This is a genomic window from Pseudomonas sp. B23(2017) (assembly GCF_002113725.1).
GTDB classification, from domain to species: Bacteria; Pseudomonadota; Gammaproteobacteria; order Pseudomonadales; family Pseudomonadaceae; genus Aquipseudomonas; species Aquipseudomonas putida_Z.
On sequence record NZ_NEJM01000025.1, the window covers coordinates 1 to 16,276 of the forward strand.

Genomic DNA, 16,276 nt, shown 5'->3' on the forward strand with positions numbered 1-16,276 from the left:
GCGCTGGATGGCACGGGCTTCGCCCGTGTTCGCGGGACAAGCCCGCTCCCACAGGTGACGCGCTAGATTTTAGAAATTGAGCAAGACAGTTGCTCCCACAGGGTTCTCCACTGGCCTCAAGACTTGTGCTGTACCTGTGGGAGCGGGTTTACCCGCGAAAGGGCCGGCACAGTCAAACATCAACTGAAGGGCAGATACCGCCCACCAAGAAACAGCCAGTCCGCCCAGAACACCTGGTGCACCAGCACAATCCCCCAGAACACCAGCTGGTACGACAGCTTGCGCGTCTTGTGCCGATACAGCTGCTGCGCCAGCAGTGCCCCCGGCCAGCCGCCCAGCAGCTCACTGGCATGCAGCACCTTCTCGGGCGTACGCCAGGCCTGGGTACGCGCCTGCTGTTTGTCCTGCCAATACAGCAACAGGCTGATCAGGCTCATTGCCGGGTACAGCGCCAGCGGCCACCAGGCCTGGTCGACCCAGGCCATGCGCGCCGCGCCCAGGCCCGGCAGCAGGCACAGCAGGCCCAACAGCAGCAGCTTCAGGCGCACATTACGTACGCCCTCCCCCCTTTGCCCCCGCGCTGCCTCAGCCATGTGCCGTCGCCCAGTCGACCCAGCCGAACTGCCAGGTCGCCAGGATCAGCAGGCCAAAGGCAATGCGGTACCAGGCGAACACCGCGTAGCTGTGGTTGGCAATGAACTTGAGCAAGCCACGCACGGCAATCATGGCAAAGATGAACGAGGTCACGAAGCCGATGGCAAATACCGGCAGGTCGCCGGGCTGGAACAGGTCGCGGTACTTGTAGCCCGAATACACCGCCGCACCGACCATGGTCGGCATCGCCAGGAAGAACGAGAACTCGGTCGCCGCCTTGCGCGACAGGCCGAACAGCAGGCCACCGATAATGGTCGAGCCGGAGCGCGAAGTGCCCGGGATCATCGCCAGGCACTGGATGAAGCCGATCTTCAGCGCGTGGCTCCAGCGCATGTCGTCCACGTGGTCCACTTCCACACGGTGCTCGCGGCGCTCGGCCCAGAGCATGATCACCCCGCCCACCACCAGCGCAGCCGCCACGGTGATCGGGTTGAACAGGTATTCGTGAATCAGATCGGCGAACAGCACGCCCAGCACCACTGCCGGCAGGAACGCCAGCAACAGGTTACCGGTGAAACGCCGCGCCGTGGGCTGGCTGGTCAGGCCGAAGACCACGTCGAAGATCTTGCCGCGAAACTCCCACACCACCGCCAGGATCGCCGCCAGCTGAATGATGATGTTGAAAGCCATGGCCCGTTCGCCACCAAACCCGATCAGGTCGGCGACGATGATCTGGTGGCCGGTACTGGAGATCGGCAGAAACTCCGTCAGCCCTTCGACCACGCCTAAGATGATTGCCTGGAAGGCAGTCCAAAAATCCATCGTTCCCCCGATGGAGCGCTGCTCGTTGCAGGCCCCTTGTTCTTGATTTGCTTGAAGTTGCCGCGCGCGGCCCGGCTGTTTTACAGCGACTGTTGGGCGCAATGCCAGTAGAAAAGTTCACGCCGCCTAAAGGTTTCATCTTGCGCGGCCGAAATCCTAGCAGAGCGCCTTTGCAATCGCCTTGTACAATCTGCTGCAGACTATTGGATGGATAGCACTTAGCCATTAGTCGAGTGGGGGCGTGGCGCAAAGCATGCTTGGATGCGCCTGAATAAAAAGAACAATGCGGGAGCTGTGGTATGAAAACCCTGAGATCGATGTCTATCAGCCGCCGTCTGTGGCTGATCCTATTGGTGGCGGTGGCCATGCTGGTGGTATTGGGCCTGCTGATGCTGCGCCAGATCCACGGTGACCTGTACCAGGCCAAAGCGGAAAAGACCCGCCACGTGGTACAGACCGCAGCCGGTGTGCTGGCCTATTACCAAGGCCTGGAAGCAGCCGGCACACTCAGCCGCGAAGCGGCCCAGCAACAGGCGCTGCAAGTGGTACGCGCGCTGCGCTACGACCAGAACGACTACTTCTGGATCAACGACCTGGGGCCGAAGATGATCATGCATCCGGCCAATCCCAAGCTCGACGGCCAGGACCTGTCGGCCATCCGTGACCCCGACGGCTTTGCCGTGTTCAACGAGATGGTCGCTCTGGCCCGGCAGCAGGACGCCGGGCCGGTCAACTACCGCTGGCCCAAGCCCGGTGCCAGCGAGCCGGTGGCCAAGACGTCCTACATCCAGCTGTTCAAGCCCTGGGGCTGGATCATCGGCTCAGGCGTGTATGTCGACGATGTACAGGCCGAATTCGCTCGCCAGTTGCGTGACGCCTCGCTGGTAGGCGTGGCCATTGCCCTGCTGATGGCGCTGGTGGTCATGCTGATTGCCCGCAGCATCGCCCGCCCGCTGCAGGAAGCGGTGCAGGCCATGGGCAACATCGCCAGCGGCGAAAGCGACCTGACCCGGCGCCTGGACACTCACGGCCGTGACGAAATCACCCACCTGGGCGAACACTTCAACCGCTTCAACGGCAAGCTGCAAGGCGTGGTCGGCCAGTTGCAAGGGGCGGCCCATGCCCTGGCCCGGTCCGCCGGGCATGTCGGCGACAATGCCGGTGCCGCGCAACAGCACAGCGCCCAGCAATCGCTGCAGATGGACCAGGTGGCCACTGCGGTCAACGAAGTGACCTACGCCGTGCAGGACGTGGCCAAGACCGCCGAACAGGCCGCTGGCGAAATGCGCACCGCGCAACAGCAGGTAGCACACGGCCAGGAGGCCATTCACGGCAGCCTGGCGCAGATCGACCGGCTGTCGCTGACCATCGACCAGGCCGTGCAGGTGATCCGCGACCTGGCCGGGCACAGCACGCGCATCGGTGGTGTGCTGGACGTGATCCGCTCCATCGCCGAACAGACCAACCTGCTGGCGCTGAACGCAGCCATCGAGGCGGCGCGGGCCGGCGAGCAAGGCCGCGGCTTTGCCGTGGTCGCCGACGAGGTGCGCCTGCTGGCCCAGCGCACGGCGCAGTCGACGGCCGAGATCCATACCATGATCGAGCACCTGCAAAGCCAGTCGGACGCTGCGGTCAAGGCCATCGACACCAGCAGCGAGGCCTCGCGCCAGACCGTCGAGCAGGCCCGCGAGGCCGGTGCCAGCCTGGATGCCATCAACCAGGCGCTGAACAACCTCACGGCGTTGAATGCCTCAATCGCCAGCGCCACCTTGCAGCAGTCGCACGTGGTCGAAGAGATCAACCGCAACGTGCTGGATACTGCCGGGTTGTCCCAGCAGACCGCCGATGCGGCGCGGCAGTCCAGCGATGCCGGGATGGCGCTGGGGCAGCTGAGCGAAGAGCTGGAGCAGTTGTTGCGGCAGTTCCGGGTGTAAGACCAGCCCCTGTGGGAGATGGCCAAGCCCTTTGGGCTGCGCTGTCGCCTAGATAACTGAAATTGCAAGCAATCCGCGTACCCTGTGGGAGCAGCTTTAGCCGCGAAGAATCCAGCGCGGTGCTTGGCACCGGCTGCGCCGGTGTTCGCGGCTAAAGCCGCTCCCACAGGGTCCCTGCTGACTCAAAGCTATGTGCAGTCCTATGGGAGTGGCCCCAAAGGCCCCAACGCCCTACACCTTACCCGGCCGACCCGCTACAATCGCGCCCCTCCCCCGCAGTCTCCAAGGATCGCCGATGTCCGGCCTTGAACTCATCGCCGCCGTCCTCGGCGTCACCGCTGTCTGGCTCACGGTCAAGCAGAACGCCTGGTGCTGGCCGATCGGCCTGGTCATGGTGCTGATCTATGGCTGGCTGTTCTACGAGGTGAAGCTGTACTCGGGCATGCTGCTGCAAGTGGCCTATGCCATCCTGCAGGTCTACGGCTGGTGGCAATGGAAGCGCCCGGGCCATGCTGAAGACGCCCGCCAGGTCACCCGCCTGCAGCGCCCGGCATTGCTCGCCGGCCTGGCCGGCGGGGTGCTGCTGAGCGCCGCCCTGGGCGCGGCGATGGCCACCTGGACCGACGCCGCCCTGCCCTGGCTGGACGCTACCCTGACCGGCTTCAGCCTGGTGGCACAACTGTGGATGGCGCAGAAGCGCCTGCAGTGCTGGCCGCTGTGGGTGGTGGTAGACATCATCTACGTGGGCCAGTACCTGCACCAGCAGCTGTACTTCACCGCAGGCTTCTTCGCCGTGCTCACCCTGATTGCCGTGCGCGGCTGGCTGGAATGGCGCCGTGACCCGGCGTTGGTGCAGCCATGAGCGCGGCACAATCCATGAAAGTACTGGTGCTGTGCGGCCCGGAATCCAGCGGCAAGAGCTGGCTCAGCGGGGTGATCCAGGCGCATTTCGGCGGCGTGGTGGTGGCCGAATACGTGCGCCACTTCATCGACCAGGAATGCCGCGACACCTGCTATGCCGACATCCCTGCCATCGCCCGCGGCCAGCTGGCCTGGGAAGACCACGCCCGCGAGCAGGCACCACCGCTGCTGATTCTCGACACCCATCTACTCAGTAACATGCTCTGGAGCCACGCCCTGTTCGGCGACTGCCCGGCCTGGCTGGAGCAGGCGCTGCTGGCACGGAATTACCACCTGCACCTGCTGCTGAGCCCGCAAGGCGTGGATTGGGTTGCCGATGGCCAGCGCAGCCAGCCCGAACTGCGCGACCGCCAGCGCTTTTTCGACGACAGCCTGCACTGGCTGCAACGGCATGACCAGGCGTACAAAATAATTGAGGGCAATTGGCCGCAACGCCAGTTGCTGGCACTACAAACAGTGGCTAAGCTCATTGGTAGCGATGCGCCATCCTGCCCCACCGAGTGTTAATCCACCGACACACCCCTGTGGGGCGAAGCCCCTGAAAACATGGGGTTTTGCGGGGCGTCGAAGGTAGTGTCAAGGCGCTGATACACTCCTGCAAAAACCCTTCCAATCAAGGCCAACACTGGCTTTGCCTGCACCGCCAGCGGCTGCCTGTTTCAATCCCGAGACAGAATACGCCGCAGCTTGTCATGGTACTCACCTTAAGCTTTTGATCTGAAAACGCTTCTCAAAAGCGGCACACCTTCTGCTGCCTGGTTCGCATCGCTGAACAGGGCCAGCGCTCATTGAAGGAGTTGCCGTCGTGAGGAAAACTGACAAACGCCTCTATCACCTGTTGCTGATGGGCTGTGTGCTGGGCTCGTTGAGCCTGACGGCCCAGGCCGACAACGGCATCATCGTGATAACCCGTGACGTGCAGACACGCAACGCCGTTGTCCCGCCGTTACGACCCGACCCCAACCCCACCACCGTCAATGCCAACCCTTCCGCCCACATCCTCAAGCAAACCAACGAACTGAGTGATGGCGACTTCGCCAACATCAGCAGCGGTGCAGGTATCAGTACCCTGATTACCCAGCAGACCAACAACCTGGGCGGCAACCTCAACAACCAGTCCCAGCTGCCCAACCTGGCCGGTGGCCGCGGCACGGGCTCGGGCAATGGCATCTCGAACATGGTCAATTCGAGCTTGCAGCGCGGCCTGGCGCCGCTGCAGATCCTGACCGGAGGCAAGTGAGATGAAGCACACGCTGCTGATCCTGATCACGCTGTGCAGTACATCGACCTTCGCGCAATCCCCGGTTCCCGTGATCAACAACGCCGATATCGACAATTCGGGCAGCCGTTACCAGGGCAACCTGTCGGTCAATCAAGCGGCCGGTGACCAACAGCAACAGGCCAACGCGCGCGCCTTCGCCGTTGGGCCCGAGGCCAGCGCCACCACGCAGATCCGCCAGCGCCTGAACACCCCTGCAGACCCCGCAATGAACGCACGCTCGACCATACAGGGCGACGCCTTCAGCAACGGTAGCGGCGCCCTCGGGATCAACCAGAGCGCCGGCGCCAACACCCAGCAAGCGAACGCACTGAGCATCAGTATCGGTGCCCAGCCGCAAAGCATCGACGACAGCGTCCTCATGCAGCAGAACGTGGCGCTGCTCAACAACTCCGGTCCGATTGACACTTCAACTGGCCATCGCCAGGTCACCACCAGTGACCAGGCCTTCACCGGTAGCCGTGGAGTGATTCAGTTGAACCAGAGTGCCGGGGTGGGAAACCGCATGGCCAACACCCTGAGCATCCGGGTCGCGGATTGACCCTGCCAGTCAAGAACGACACTTAACCTAATCGTACGGAGAATCACCATGAAACCCTCGATGGCAATCAAGCCTCTGGTTTTCGCAATTGCTGCGGTCATGGCTGTTGCTGTACAAGCTGATCAGAACGACCGGCGTGGCGGGCACCACAATGGTCACCACAACAACGGGCAGCACACGCCTCCTCCCACCAGGATCCCTGTGTTTGCCACCGCCAACGCCATGGACAGCCAACGCAGCACCGGCAACACCATCACCAACCAAGGCACCATCAACGAAGCCGAGATGAGCAGCTCGGCTTCGGGTGCCAGCGGCAACGTAGGTGTCAACGTGGCGGCCGGTAACGGCAACCAGCAGGACAATGCTGCGGCCATTGCCAACGCATCGTCCGAATCCAGCCTGGACAACAGCTTCGTGTTCGGCTCCGCCGAAGCCACCGCTGACGTTAGCCAGTTCAGCAACAACAACCGTGTCGACAACTGGTCCACCCAGAACTCGGCAGTCATGACCGGCTCGGCCGATGGTGCAGAGGGTAACGTCGGCGTCAACATCGCTGGCGGCGACCTGAACCAGCAGAAGAACACCATGGCCATCGCCAACACCGGAGCCCCACTGGGCAACGCCACTGCCACCGCCTCTGCCGACCAGAACGGCCCAGGCCTGACGGTGAACAACGGCGCCGACCGCACCTACCGGGTGGATACGCTGACCATCACCACCACCAAGAGCGGTTCCAGCTCGCGTGAGGGAACGTTCAACTCGACCGACGACCGCAGCTCGTCCTCGAGCTTCAGCGTGGCCGGCTCGCAAAGTGCCAGTTCCAGTGGTTCCAATGGCTGGACCTCCAGTGGTTCGAGCAGCATGAATGCCAGTGGCTCGAAGACCTCCAGTGCCAGCGGGTCGAACAGCTCCAGTGCCAGTGGTTCCAATAGCTCCAGTGCCAGCGGCTCCAACAGCTGGAATGCCAGTGGCTCGGTTGGCGCCACTGCCAGTTCGTCCAGCAGCTCCAGCCTGAGTGCCACCCTGGCAGCCGCAGCCGATGCCAGCCGTACCGTGACCACCGATGACGGCCGTCGCGAACGCACCCGCACCGACAGCTTCGATGCATCGCTCAACGCATCGCTCAATGTCGATGTAGACCGCACACGTGACAGCTCGTACGACGCGTCGTTCGAGAAAGCGTTTGACTCGTCATTCGACAAGTCGAACGAGTCTTCCTTCGACCGCAACCACGAATCGTCGTACGACAAGACTCGCGCATCGGCCTACGAGAAATCTCGCGACTCCTCGTATGAGAAAGCTCACGAGTCGACCTATGCCAACGCATCGGAATCGGCGTTTGAAAAGTCTGGCGAGAAATCGTCTCAATCGTCGAACGACGTGTCGAAGAGCTACAGCGAAAGCAGTGCCTACGACTTGAGCAATACCGTGTCCTTCCAAGTGCTGACCCCGACCGGCTGGGCCAACCCTGTTACCAACACTGCAACCCTTAGCGGTTCGGTGAACGGTGGCAGCGGCAACCTGGGCGTGAACGTGGCAGCCGGTGTGGGCAACCAGCAGAGCAACTCGCTGGCCATCTCCAACACCTCGTTCTGATCGCTGCGCTTGAGGCCCCCTTCGGGGGGCCTTTCTTCAACAGAACCGGAAGGCATCCGATCATGCGCATCATTGCCTTGGCGTTTTTGCTGTGCCTGGCCAGCGTGAGCGAAGCGGCGCAAATGCCGCTGTCCGTACTGCCGGGCGGTGCCGTGGTGTTCAAGCCCATCCAGAGCGTACGCGAGCGCAAGTTCGCCGACCTGGTGCAACAGAAGACCGACTTCAGCTGCGGCGCCGCCGCGCTGGCCACCATCCTGCGCCAGGCCTACTGGCTGGACGTGGACGAACAACAGATCATCGAAGGCATGCTGGCCCACGCCGACCAGGACCTGGTGCGCACGCAAGGCTTCTCGATGCTCGACATGAAACGCTACGTGGAAAGCCTGGGTATGCGTGCCCGCGGCTACCGGGTGGCGCCCGAGACCCTGCACAGCGTGCGCATCCCGGTCGTGGTGCTGATGGACGTGCGCGGCTACAAGCACTTCGTGGTCATGCAGAAGGTAGACAAGGGCTGGGTGTACATCGGTGACCCGGTACTGGGCCACAAGCGCTACAGGGTCGACGACTTTCTCAAGGGCTGGAACGGCATCATCTTCGCCGTGATCGGCCAGGGCTACGACAAGAACAACATCCTGCTCGACCCGCCCCTGCCCCTGACCGCCAAGGGCCGGGTGAACAACTTCACCCCGGTGCAGGATGCAGAGCTGCTGGACTTCGGGTTCATCAAAAGCGACTTCTTCTAACGACTCTTGCAACGACAAGGAGCACGAGGCTCCGGGGAGCACCCCAATGAAGAATGCATTCTGGCTTGCAATCGCATGCCTGACCGTCAGCCTTCCTACCCAGGCCGAAACCTTCAAGCCCATCGAGCTGAAGGACCATGAGCTGGCGACCTTGCGTGGCCGCTACGTGATGCCGGGGCGGATCGTGAGTTTCGGTATTGTCATGTCCAGCACCTGGCAGAATGCCAAAGGGGACGTGATCGGCGCGACGAGCACGATGCAGATTCAGCAGTCGACCATCAAACCGCAATTCTACGTGTCGTTGATCGACGAAAGCGGCACTGGCACAGCGTCAGCTGGAGCCACGGCACCGGGCACCGGTACCGTTACAGGCGGCGCCGGCCTCAACACCACAGAGGGTGTTACCCAGGTGGTACGCGCAGCTGGCGACAACAATACCGCCTACAACAATGTCGCCATCAATGTTTCCAAGGCCGACCAGGCGCCCACCGCGCAGCCACAGGGCCAGGCCCTGGCCAACGGCCAGACACTGACAGGCGCAAACGGCGCAGGGGCGCTGAGTGTGTCCGCCAGCGGCGTAGGGGTGCAGTTCAATATCAGTGCCAGTAACAACCAGGGCAGCAGCGTGCAGCGCCTGGCGCAGGGTGGCCTGATGCAGAACTCGACGCTGCTGGGCAATGGCAACCGGGTCAATAACGTCACCACGCTCAATGTAGTGATGCGCGAAAGCGTGCCGACAGCTGCTTCGTTGAACGGCAGCCTCGAACAGCTCAAGGGCTTGCGCACATTCGGTTATTGATCTCCAAGTTCAAAGGCAGTCGAAAGGGACGGCAAATCCATGCACCGATCATTCACGCTCAGCGCCATTGTCTGTTTGACCACCCTGGCTCCGGCCACCTCCCTTTTCGCAGCTGCCGACCCGCAGGTCGAGGCACTGAAGCAGGAACTGCTCGAACTCAAGCAGCGCTACGAGGCACAGCAACAGGCGCTGATGGTACTGGAACAGCGCGTACGCCAGGTCGAGGAAACCCCGGCAGCCCCCCCACCCAAACGCCTGGTCAGGTCCCCGGCCGAAGGGGTCAAAGGTGCACAGACTGTGGCTTCGGGTGCACCGGGCACCACCGGCAGCTCCTATGGCCAGGCGCTGACCGCCGACGCTGAACCGGCTCAGAGCGTGTCCAACCTGTACGATGAGGCCAGCGGCTTCTTCGGCGGCGGCAAGTTCAGCTTCGAGACCGGTGTCACCTATACCCACTACGATACCCGGGCGCTTGTGCTCAACGGCTTCCTGGCGCTGGACTCGATCTTCCTCGGCAGTATCAATCTTGACCGGGTTAAGGCAGATAACTGGACCCTGGACATGACTGCCCGCTACAACCTCGCCCAGCGCTGGCAGTTCGACATCAACGTCCCGGTGGTGTACCGCGAATCTACCTACTCTTCCGGCGGTGCGGGCGGCGCCGGGGCAAGCACCTCGGACGAAACCGTAACCCGCGACCCGGAAATCGGCGACGTCAACGTCGGTGTCGCCTACAAGTTCCTCGACGAAGACGAGACCTGGCCTGACGCCGTCGCTACCTTGCGCATCAAGGCGCCGACCGGCAAAGACCCCTATGGCATAAAACTGCGCCAGGTAGAGGGCAACGACAACCTGTCAGTACCGGAAAGCCTGCCGACCGGCAACGGCGTCTGGTCGATCACGCCGGGCATCTCGCTGGTCAAGACCTTCGACCCCGCCGTGCTGTTCGGCAGCCTGTCCTACACCTACAACATGGAAGACTCGTTCAGCGACATCAGCCCACAGGTCAACAGCAAGGTGCCGGGCGATGTGAAGCTGGGCGACTCGTGGCAGATCGGCGGCGGTATCGCCTTTGCCCTGAACGAGAAGATGAGCATGTCGTTCTCGGTGTCCGACCAGTTCGCCCGCAAGAGCAAGATAAAACCGGATGGCGGCGACTGGCAGTCGATCTCCAACAGCGACTACAACGCGGCCAACTTCAACATCGGCATGACCTTCGCTGCCACCGACAACCTGACCATCGTACCCAACCTGTCCATTGGTCTGACCGATGACGCGCCGGACTTTTCCTTCAGCCTGAAATTCCCCTACTACTTCTGATACTTGCCATCGGCCGGGCCTGCGCGAACGGGCCCGGCTTTTGGTTACCAGCCTTGTCCCGGACCGCCTTCCCTGCCACGGCCTGTTATCATCAAGCACAGTTGCATGACGATTTAATGGCAAAAGGGATGTTTTTGTGAAGAACCTGTCAGACCACCCACGTACCCGGCTTGTCGCCCTGGCGACCCTGGTACTGGTGATCCCACTGGGTACGCGCGCCATGCTGGGCTGGTCCAACCCACTCGGTTACCTGTCCGACCTCGCCCTCGGCAGCTTGCTGGTCTTGCTGCTGCACCGTCGGCCATGGTGGCTGGCGTTCCCCGTATTGCTGGCCTGGGCGGCCCTCTGGGTGGCTTCGGCCGAACTGGTGAGCGCGGTGGGCCGGTTGCCCACCAGCGCCGACCTGACGTACCTGCTCGACCCGCAGTTCATGGAAAACTCGACCGGTGGCGGCCTGGCCCATGCCTGGCTGCCGTGGGCCATGGGCGCCGGCCTGCTGGCCTGGCTGGCCAGCGCCTGGCGCAGCCGCACCCAACCCAGCCAGCCGCTGCCACGCACGGCCTGGGCCATTCCGCTGCTACTGTTCGGCGCCCATTGGGGCAGCCAGCAACTGCTACCTTCCGACGCCGACCAATGGCGGCAATACAACCTCACCCACCAGCTGCTGTCGGCCGGGGCCGGCAACCTGCAGCGCCAGGTCGAAGGCTGGATGGGCCGTACGCAAACCTTCACCCCTCTGGCCAGCACCGGCCTGACCCAGTCCGACCTGCATGGCCAGCGCCTGCTCGCCGGGCCAGGCAACGCCCGCAACCTGCTGGTCATCACCGTGGAAGGCATCCCCGGGGCCTACCTGCGGCCCAACCGCCAGGCCCTGCACAGCCGCTTCGACGAAGAGCTGATGCCCAAACTCAGCCAGTGGGCCGAGCGCGGCATGAACACCCCGGACTACGTGCTGCATACCCATCAGACCATCCGTGGCCTGTACGCAATGCTGTGCGGTGACTACGACAAGCTGGCCAACGGCACGCCCAAGGGCGTGGAACTGCTGACCCAGAACGAACGCAACCAGGCCTGCCTGCCGGCGCAGTTGCGCCAGGCCGGCTTCACCACCCACTACCTGCAGGGCGCCGGCCTGCGCTTCATGGCCAAGGACCGCATCATGCCGCACATCGGCTTTGACGCGGTGCACGGCCAGGAGTGGTTCCGCAACAAGAACTACCTGGACTTCCCCTGGGGCAAAGATGACCGCGCCTTCTTCGAGGGTGCGCTGGATTACGTCGGTCATCTGCAAAAGCAGGACAAGCCATGGATGCTGACCCTGCTCACCGTGGGCACCCACCAGCCCTACTCGGCACCGGCCGAGTACCTGGAGCGCTACGACACGCCGAAACAGGCGGCAGTCGCCTACCTGGACGACGCACTCGGTGCATTCCTCGACAACCTCGAACGCCAGGGCGTACTCAAGGACACCCTGGTGGTGGTGACTTCCGACGAGTCCCACGGCATCGACGGTGTGCGCCTGGCCTCGTCCTGGGGCTTCAACCTCACCCTGGCGCCGGAGCAGGCACAGTTGCCACGGATCAAGCGCGGTACCTATGGCCATATCGACCTGGCCACCTCCCTGCTCGACTACTTTGCCCTGCCCATCCCCATGGCGCTCGGCGGTCGCTCGCTGTACCGCGACTACGATAGCGGTCGCGAGATGATCTCCTACACCAACGGCATGCTGCGTTATCACGACGGCCAGGGTGTGTTCACCGAATGCGACTTCCAGCAGCGCTGCCGGCGTTACGCCAGCGAGGGCTTCATCGCCGACCAGGCACGTTACCTTGGCCCGGGCGATAGCCTGCTCGGCCAGCAGATCGGTGCCCTCGCCGGGGTGCTCGACCAGTCCCTGCTGCAGACACCGCTCAACCTGCGTTACCAGTTCGGCGGCCCATCGCCGATCCAGCTGCGCAAGCGCATCAAAGATGACTGGGCCGACAACCTGATCGGCGCCCAGTACCTGGAAATGCCCGAGGGTTCGCATACCCGCGTACGGGTCAAGGTACGTTCGCTGGACCCCAAGCGCGCAGCCTATATCCAGCTCAAGGCCAAGCAGCTGGAGCAAGACGTACCGCTGGGCTTGCCTGACGAAGTGAAAGTCACCGCCGACGAGCCGCTGGAGATGGAGTTCAGCTTCGACAACCCGACCGCGCGCAAAGCGTTTTCCTTCCATTTGCTGGGCTATGGCGGTGGCCAGGTGGAAGTCAGCGACTTCAGCGTGATCACCGCGCTGCCTGGGGAAGATGAAGCAGCGGATGAACTGACCGAAGGGCATATCGCCCATTCGGGCTGAGCAATACCACTCATCGCCCGGCCGCCGCGGCCTGTCGATTCGACCCGCCCGTGCTCGACTAGAGTGTGAATCCCCCAATGTGGAGACAGCACCATGAGTACGAGCGAAAGCAGGCACCCGGTGGTTTCGCGCAGCCAGTGGCTGGCGGCCCGCCGGCAACTGTGGCTGCACGAAAAGGCCTTCACCCACCACCGCGACGCGCTGTCCGCAGCCCGTCGCGCCCTGCCCTGGGTCAAGGTGGAGCACGACTATCGCTTCGAGGGGCCGGACGGCGAACTGAGCCTGGCCGACCTGTTCGCGGGCCGCAGCCAGTTGCTGGTTTACCACTTCATGTTCGCCGAGGGCTGGAGCGAAGGCTGCCACGGCTGCTCGTTCCTGGCCGACCACTTTGACGGCGCCAACCTACACCTGGCGCATCACGACGTGTCGCTGGTGGCGGTGTCGCGGGCACCGTATGCCGAGTTCCAGGCCTTCCGCCGGCGCATGGGCTGGCAGTTCCCCTGGTATTCGTCACATGGCAGCGGGTTCAACGAGGACTTTGGCGTCAGCGTTGGCAGCGAGGGCCAGCGGCAGTACAACTATGAGCCATACGAGGGCGATGAAAGCGAGCTTCCCGGGCTGAGTGCGTTCTATCGCGAGCCGGATGGCAGCGTGTACCACACCTACTCGACCTATGCCCGCGGGCTGGACATCCTGGTCAACACCTACAACTTCCTCGACATTGCGCCACTGGGGCGCAACGAGGCCGGGACCATGGACTGGGTGCGGCACCATGACCGTTATGAAGGGCAGCCGGACAAGCCCAGCTGCTGCCACAAATAACGTGAAGCAACACATATCCCTGTGGGAGCAACTGTCTTGCTCAAATTCCCAAAGGCGGCGCGACCTCTGTGGGAGCGGCTTTAGCCGCGAAGAAGCCAACACGGTGGGTGGCACCGGCTGCGCCGGTGTTCGCGGGTAAACCCGCTCCCACAGGAATTGCGCCATGGTCCAGACTGCGTTCAACCCGTTACATCACCCGCGCACACCCAGCATCCCGCGCTCGACGATGAAGTCGATCACCGCCTGCAGCCCCTCGCCCTTCTTCAGGTTGCTGAAGGTCCATGGCCGCTGCGGGCGCATGCGCTGGGTATCGCGCTCCATCACTTCCAGCGAAGCCCCCACATAGGGCGCCAGGTCGGTCTTGTTGATCACCAGGAAATCCGACTTGGTAATCCCCGGCCCACCCTTGCGCGGGATCTTCTCGCCTTCGGCCACGTCGATCACGTAGATGGTCAGGTCGGCCAGCTCCGGGCTGAAAGTGGCACTCAGGTTGTCACCGCCGCTTTCGACGAAGATCACCTCGAGGTTGCCAAACTTGCGCGCCAGGGCTTCGACTGCCGCCAGGTTCATCGAGGCGTCCTCACGTATCGCCGTGTGCGGGCAGCCGCCGGTTTCCACACCGACGATGCGCTCCGGCTCAAGGGCCCCGGCTTCGGTGAGGATACGCTGGTCCTCCTTGGTGTAGATGTCGTTGGTGACCACTGCGATCTGGTAGTGATCGCGCATGGCCTTGCACAAGGCTTCGAGCAGCGCCGTCTTGCCGGAGCCGACCGGGCCGCCGACACCGACGCGCAGGGGTTGTTGATAGCTTTGCATGCAGGCAGTCCTCAGGAACGGAACAATCGGGTGTATTGGGTTTCGTGTCGCGATGAGGCAATGGCCAGCAACGGCAGGCCGCCGCCTAGCTGGTCATCACCCAGGCCCAGTGCCTGGTCGAGGGCCGCGGGCAGCCCCGCCCCCAGGTCGCGCAGCAAGGTCTGGGCAGCCTGCTGGCCGAACGGCACCAGCTTGACCCCGGCCATTACCGCGCCCTCCAGCCAGGCGAAGCCATGGCCCAGGGCCAACTGGCGCAGTGGGATCGCCCAGTGCGCAGCCAGCCAGGCCATACCGCCCAGCTGGGTGAGTTCAAGGCTGGCACGCCAGGCCGGTGCCTGGCCCAGTTGCCAGCCGTCCAGCAGCCGTGCCAGCGCCGCGCCGCGCTGCTGTTCTTCCAGGCGCAGCTCGGCGGTTTCGCGGTTGGCCAGCAGAAAGCGGCTCCAGTGGCCAAAGGCCTCGGCATCCTCGGCCTGGCAGGCGTGGTACAGGCGCGCCAGCACCGGCCAGTCGAGGCAGGCCAGGGTGTCGTCGATCTGCTCGCGCTGCCAGGCAGCGAAACCATCCACGCCCCGTACCCAGCCCGCCTCGACCGCCCATTCCAGGCCTTGCGAGTAGGTGAAGCCACCCACCGGCAAGCCAGGGCTGGCCAGCTGCAGCAGGCGCAACAACGCCAGGTCGCTGTCCATCAACCGGCCAGTACCAGCGCGGCGCCGGCCAGCAGGCCACCGCCAAAGGCCTTCTGCAGGCCGCTATGCCTGCGCAACAGGCAACCAACCGCAAAGCCGGCCGCCAGCAACAGGCCGCTGACCGTGACGAAGCCGGCGCTGAACTGCCAGAACGCGCTTGGCGTGGCTTCCACGCCATGGGCCCAGCCATGGAACAGGGCGAACACCGGCATGGCCATGGCCAGCAGCAGTTGGCGGCTGGGCAGTAGCACGGCACCGGCAGCCACCAGCAGCGACACGGCAATCAGGGTTTCCATGCCCAGCACATCGCCGAACAGGTGGCCGCACACCGCGCCGCCGAACATCGCCGCCAGGGTTGCCAGGGGTAGCGTCAGGCTGCGCCGGGTCAACGCGGCGAGTACACCGGTGCCCAGCAGCATCAGCAGGTGGTCAAGGCCGGTCAGCGGGTGCAGCAGGCCGTCCTGCAGCGGGTTGGCGTCGTGCCCGGGGTGGGCGAAGGCAGGCAGAGCCAGCATCAGCAGAAACAGGGCGAAAGTCTTTTTCATCGGTTGCTCCAGGCAGTTCAGGAATGGGCAGGCAGGCGCACGAACGGGTGATCGTGGCCGTGGGCATGGCTGTGGCTGTGCGGCGCGCTCTGGTAGGCGCCCGCTTCAGGCTCGAACGGCGCCTGTTCGGCCTCTACCGTCAGGCCCAGGCCACGCAACATGTCGTCCAGCACGTGGTCATGCTGGAAGCGCAACAGGCCGGGTTCGATCTGCAGCGGCACATGGCGGTTGCCCATGTGATAGGCCGCGCGGGCCAGCAGGTGCGGGTCGGCGCAGCGCACCGTGGACACCGCTTCGGGCGCCGCCAGCACGCGGATCAGCTGGATGCCCTCGGCATCGGCCAGCAGTTCGCCCCCGCGCAGCAGGTGGCCGCGCTCGAGCATCAGCCCGGCCTCGCGACCATCATCCAGGGTCACCCGCAGGCGGCTTTTGATGCGGCTGTCCACGTCCAGGGTGACGGTGCCGGTTTCGCCCAGCTGACCGGGGTCGGTGATACGGCGAGTCAAGACAATCATCGGTG

Annotated in this window: 17 protein-coding genes; 11 read left to right on the forward strand and 6 right to left on the reverse strand. The window is 63.7% G+C overall.

All coding sequences use genetic code 11. From position 1 onward, the window contains the following. Positions 1-179: 179 nt before the first annotated feature. Together CAG46_RS26465 and CAG46_RS26470 are read right to left on the reverse strand one after the other, a co-directional pair. Positions 180-593, reverse strand: a complete 414-nt coding sequence (locus CAG46_RS26465; RefSeq protein ID WP_085619329.1) for a DUF1294 domain-containing protein — start codon at positions 591-593, stop codon at positions 180-182. After that, entirely contained in the window at positions 586-1,416 is an 831-nt protein-coding gene (locus CAG46_RS26470) for an undecaprenyl-diphosphate phosphatase (RefSeq protein WP_025339410.1), read from the reverse strand. The genes CAG46_RS26465 and CAG46_RS26470 overlap by 8 nt, the downstream gene beginning before the upstream one ends. Before the next feature lie 299 nt (positions 1,417-1,715). On the opposite strand from CAG46_RS26470, the gene mcpP reads away from it, so the two are divergent. The 11 genes from mcpP to CAG46_RS26525 all read left to right on the forward strand — a co-directional run bounded on the left by mcpP (position 1,716) and on the right by CAG46_RS26525 (position 13,709). Then, a complete protein-coding gene (gene mcpP, locus CAG46_RS26475) occupies positions 1,716-3,350 on the forward strand; it encodes a methyl-accepting chemotaxis protein McpP (protein ID WP_085619327.1) in 1,635 nt (544 codons plus the stop codon). A 295-nt stretch (positions 3,351-3,645) separates the two neighbouring features. Further along, positions 3,646-4,212 (forward strand): nicotinamide riboside transporter PnuC, encoded by a 567-nt coding sequence (pnuC, locus tag CAG46_RS26480; protein WP_025339412.1) that lies wholly within the window; start codon positions 3,646-3,648, stop codon positions 4,210-4,212. Then, positions 4,209-4,778: an AAA family ATPase gene (locus tag CAG46_RS26485; RefSeq protein ID WP_085619325.1), complete on the forward strand. Its 570-nt coding sequence runs from the start codon at positions 4,209-4,211 to the stop codon at positions 4,776-4,778. The genes pnuC and CAG46_RS26485 overlap by 4 nt, the downstream gene beginning before the upstream one ends. 298 nt (positions 4,779-5,076) lie before the next feature. Continuing rightward, positions 5,077-5,511, forward strand: a complete 435-nt coding sequence (locus CAG46_RS26490) for a hypothetical protein (RefSeq protein WP_085591256.1) — start codon at positions 5,077-5,079, stop codon at positions 5,509-5,511. A 1-nt stretch (position 5,512) separates the two neighbouring features. Beyond that, positions 5,513-6,091 carry an adhesin gene (locus CAG46_RS26495; RefSeq protein ID WP_075045393.1) on the forward strand — a complete coding sequence of 193 codons (579 nt, stop codon included), beginning with the start codon at positions 5,513-5,515 and terminating at the stop codon, positions 6,089-6,091. 48 nt (positions 6,092-6,139) lie between these two features. Continuing rightward, complete coding sequence (locus CAG46_RS26500; protein ID WP_085591258.1) at positions 6,140-7,687, forward strand: heme utilization protein; 1,548 nt, start codon at positions 6,140-6,142, stop codon at positions 7,685-7,687. 62 nt (positions 7,688-7,749) lie between these two features. Continuing rightward, on the forward strand, positions 7,750-8,430 hold the full coding sequence (locus CAG46_RS26505; protein WP_085591260.1) for a C39 family peptidase: 681 nt from the start codon (positions 7,750-7,752) through the stop codon (positions 8,428-8,430). A 46-nt stretch (positions 8,431-8,476) separates the two neighbouring features. Next, on the forward strand, positions 8,477-9,229 hold the full coding sequence (locus CAG46_RS26510) for a hypothetical protein (RefSeq protein ID WP_085619323.1): 753 nt from the start codon (positions 8,477-8,479) through the stop codon (positions 9,227-9,229). Between the two features lie 39 nt (positions 9,230-9,268). Next, positions 9,269-10,549 (forward strand): transporter, encoded by a 1,281-nt coding sequence (locus CAG46_RS26515; RefSeq protein WP_085591264.1) that lies wholly within the window; start codon positions 9,269-9,271, stop codon positions 10,547-10,549. Positions 10,550-10,685: 136 nt separating this feature from the next. After that, entirely contained in the window at positions 10,686-12,887 is a 2,202-nt protein-coding gene (locus CAG46_RS26520; protein ID WP_085619321.1) for an LTA synthase family protein, read from the forward strand. 93 nt (positions 12,888-12,980) lie between these two features. Beyond that, complete coding sequence (locus CAG46_RS26525) at positions 12,981-13,709, forward strand: thioredoxin family protein (RefSeq protein WP_085619318.1); 729 nt, start codon at positions 12,981-12,983, stop codon at positions 13,707-13,709. A 192-nt stretch (positions 13,710-13,901) separates the two neighbouring features. Here CAG46_RS26525 and ureG read toward each other — a convergent pair whose 3' ends face one another. The 4 genes from ureG to ureE are packed head-to-tail and all read right to left on the reverse strand — an operon-like array spanning position 13,902 to position 16,271. Further along, positions 13,902-14,525, reverse strand: coding sequence for an urease accessory protein UreG (gene ureG / locus CAG46_RS26530; protein WP_010953755.1), 624 nt, complete (start codon positions 14,523-14,525; stop codon positions 13,902-13,904). An 11-nt stretch (positions 14,526-14,536) separates the two neighbouring features. Then, positions 14,537-15,211 carry an urease accessory protein UreF gene (locus CAG46_RS26535; RefSeq protein WP_075045400.1) on the reverse strand — a complete coding sequence of 225 codons (675 nt, stop codon included), beginning with the start codon at positions 15,209-15,211 and terminating at the stop codon, positions 14,537-14,539. Next, a complete protein-coding gene (locus CAG46_RS26540; RefSeq protein WP_025339423.1) occupies positions 15,211-15,756 on the reverse strand; it encodes a HupE/UreJ family protein in 546 nt (181 codons plus the stop codon). The genes CAG46_RS26535 and CAG46_RS26540 overlap by 1 nt, the downstream gene beginning before the upstream one ends. A 17-nt stretch (positions 15,757-15,773) precedes the next feature. Continuing rightward, complete coding sequence (ureE, locus tag CAG46_RS26545; RefSeq protein ID WP_085619316.1) at positions 15,774-16,271, reverse strand: urease accessory protein UreE; 498 nt, start codon at positions 16,269-16,271, stop codon at positions 15,774-15,776. Positions 16,272-16,276 lie beyond the last annotated feature (5 nt).

Excerpts from the sequence above, each read along its gene's own strand:
- CAG46_RS26465 (WP_085619329.1), bottom strand. The coding sequence starts at position 593 with ATGGCTGAGGCAGCGCGGGGGCAAAGGGGGGAGGGCGTACGTAATGTG.
- CAG46_RS26470 (WP_025339410.1), bottom strand. The coding sequence starts at position 1,416 with ATGGATTTTTGGACTGCCTTCCAGGCAATCATCTTAGGCGTGGTCGAA.
- mcpP (WP_085619327.1), top strand. The coding sequence starts at position 1,716 with ATGAAAACCCTGAGATCGATGTCTATCAGCCGCCGTCTGTGGCTGATC.
- pnuC (WP_025339412.1), top strand. The coding sequence starts at position 3,646 with ATGTCCGGCCTTGAACTCATCGCCGCCGTCCTCGGCGTCACCGCTGTC.
- CAG46_RS26485 (WP_085619325.1), top strand. The coding sequence starts at position 4,209 with ATGAGCGCGGCACAATCCATGAAAGTACTGGTGCTGTGCGGCCCGGAA.
- CAG46_RS26495 (WP_075045393.1), top strand. The coding sequence starts at position 5,513 with ATGAAGCACACGCTGCTGATCCTGATCACGCTGTGCAGTACATCGACC.
- CAG46_RS26500 (WP_085591258.1), top strand. The coding sequence starts at position 6,140 with ATGAAACCCTCGATGGCAATCAAGCCTCTGGTTTTCGCAATTGCTGCG.
- CAG46_RS26505 (WP_085591260.1), top strand. The coding sequence starts at position 7,750 with ATGCGCATCATTGCCTTGGCGTTTTTGCTGTGCCTGGCCAGCGTGAGC.
- CAG46_RS26510 (WP_085619323.1), top strand. The coding sequence starts at position 8,477 with ATGAAGAATGCATTCTGGCTTGCAATCGCATGCCTGACCGTCAGCCTT.
- CAG46_RS26515 (WP_085591264.1), top strand. The coding sequence starts at position 9,269 with ATGCACCGATCATTCACGCTCAGCGCCATTGTCTGTTTGACCACCCTG.
- CAG46_RS26525 (WP_085619318.1), top strand. The coding sequence starts at position 12,981 with ATGAGTACGAGCGAAAGCAGGCACCCGGTGGTTTCGCGCAGCCAGTGG.
- ureG (WP_010953755.1), bottom strand. The coding sequence starts at position 14,525 with ATGCAAAGCTATCAACAACCCCTGCGCGTCGGTGTCGGCGGCCCGGTC.
- CAG46_RS26535 (WP_075045400.1), bottom strand. The coding sequence starts at position 15,211 with ATGGACAGCGACCTGGCGTTGTTGCGCCTGCTGCAGCTGGCCAGCCCT.
- CAG46_RS26540 (WP_025339423.1), bottom strand. The coding sequence starts at position 15,756 with ATGAAAAAGACTTTCGCCCTGTTTCTGCTGATGCTGGCTCTGCCTGCC.
- ureE (WP_085619316.1), bottom strand. The coding sequence starts at position 16,271 with ATGATTGTCTTGACTCGCCGTATCACCGACCCCGGTCAGCTGGGCGAA.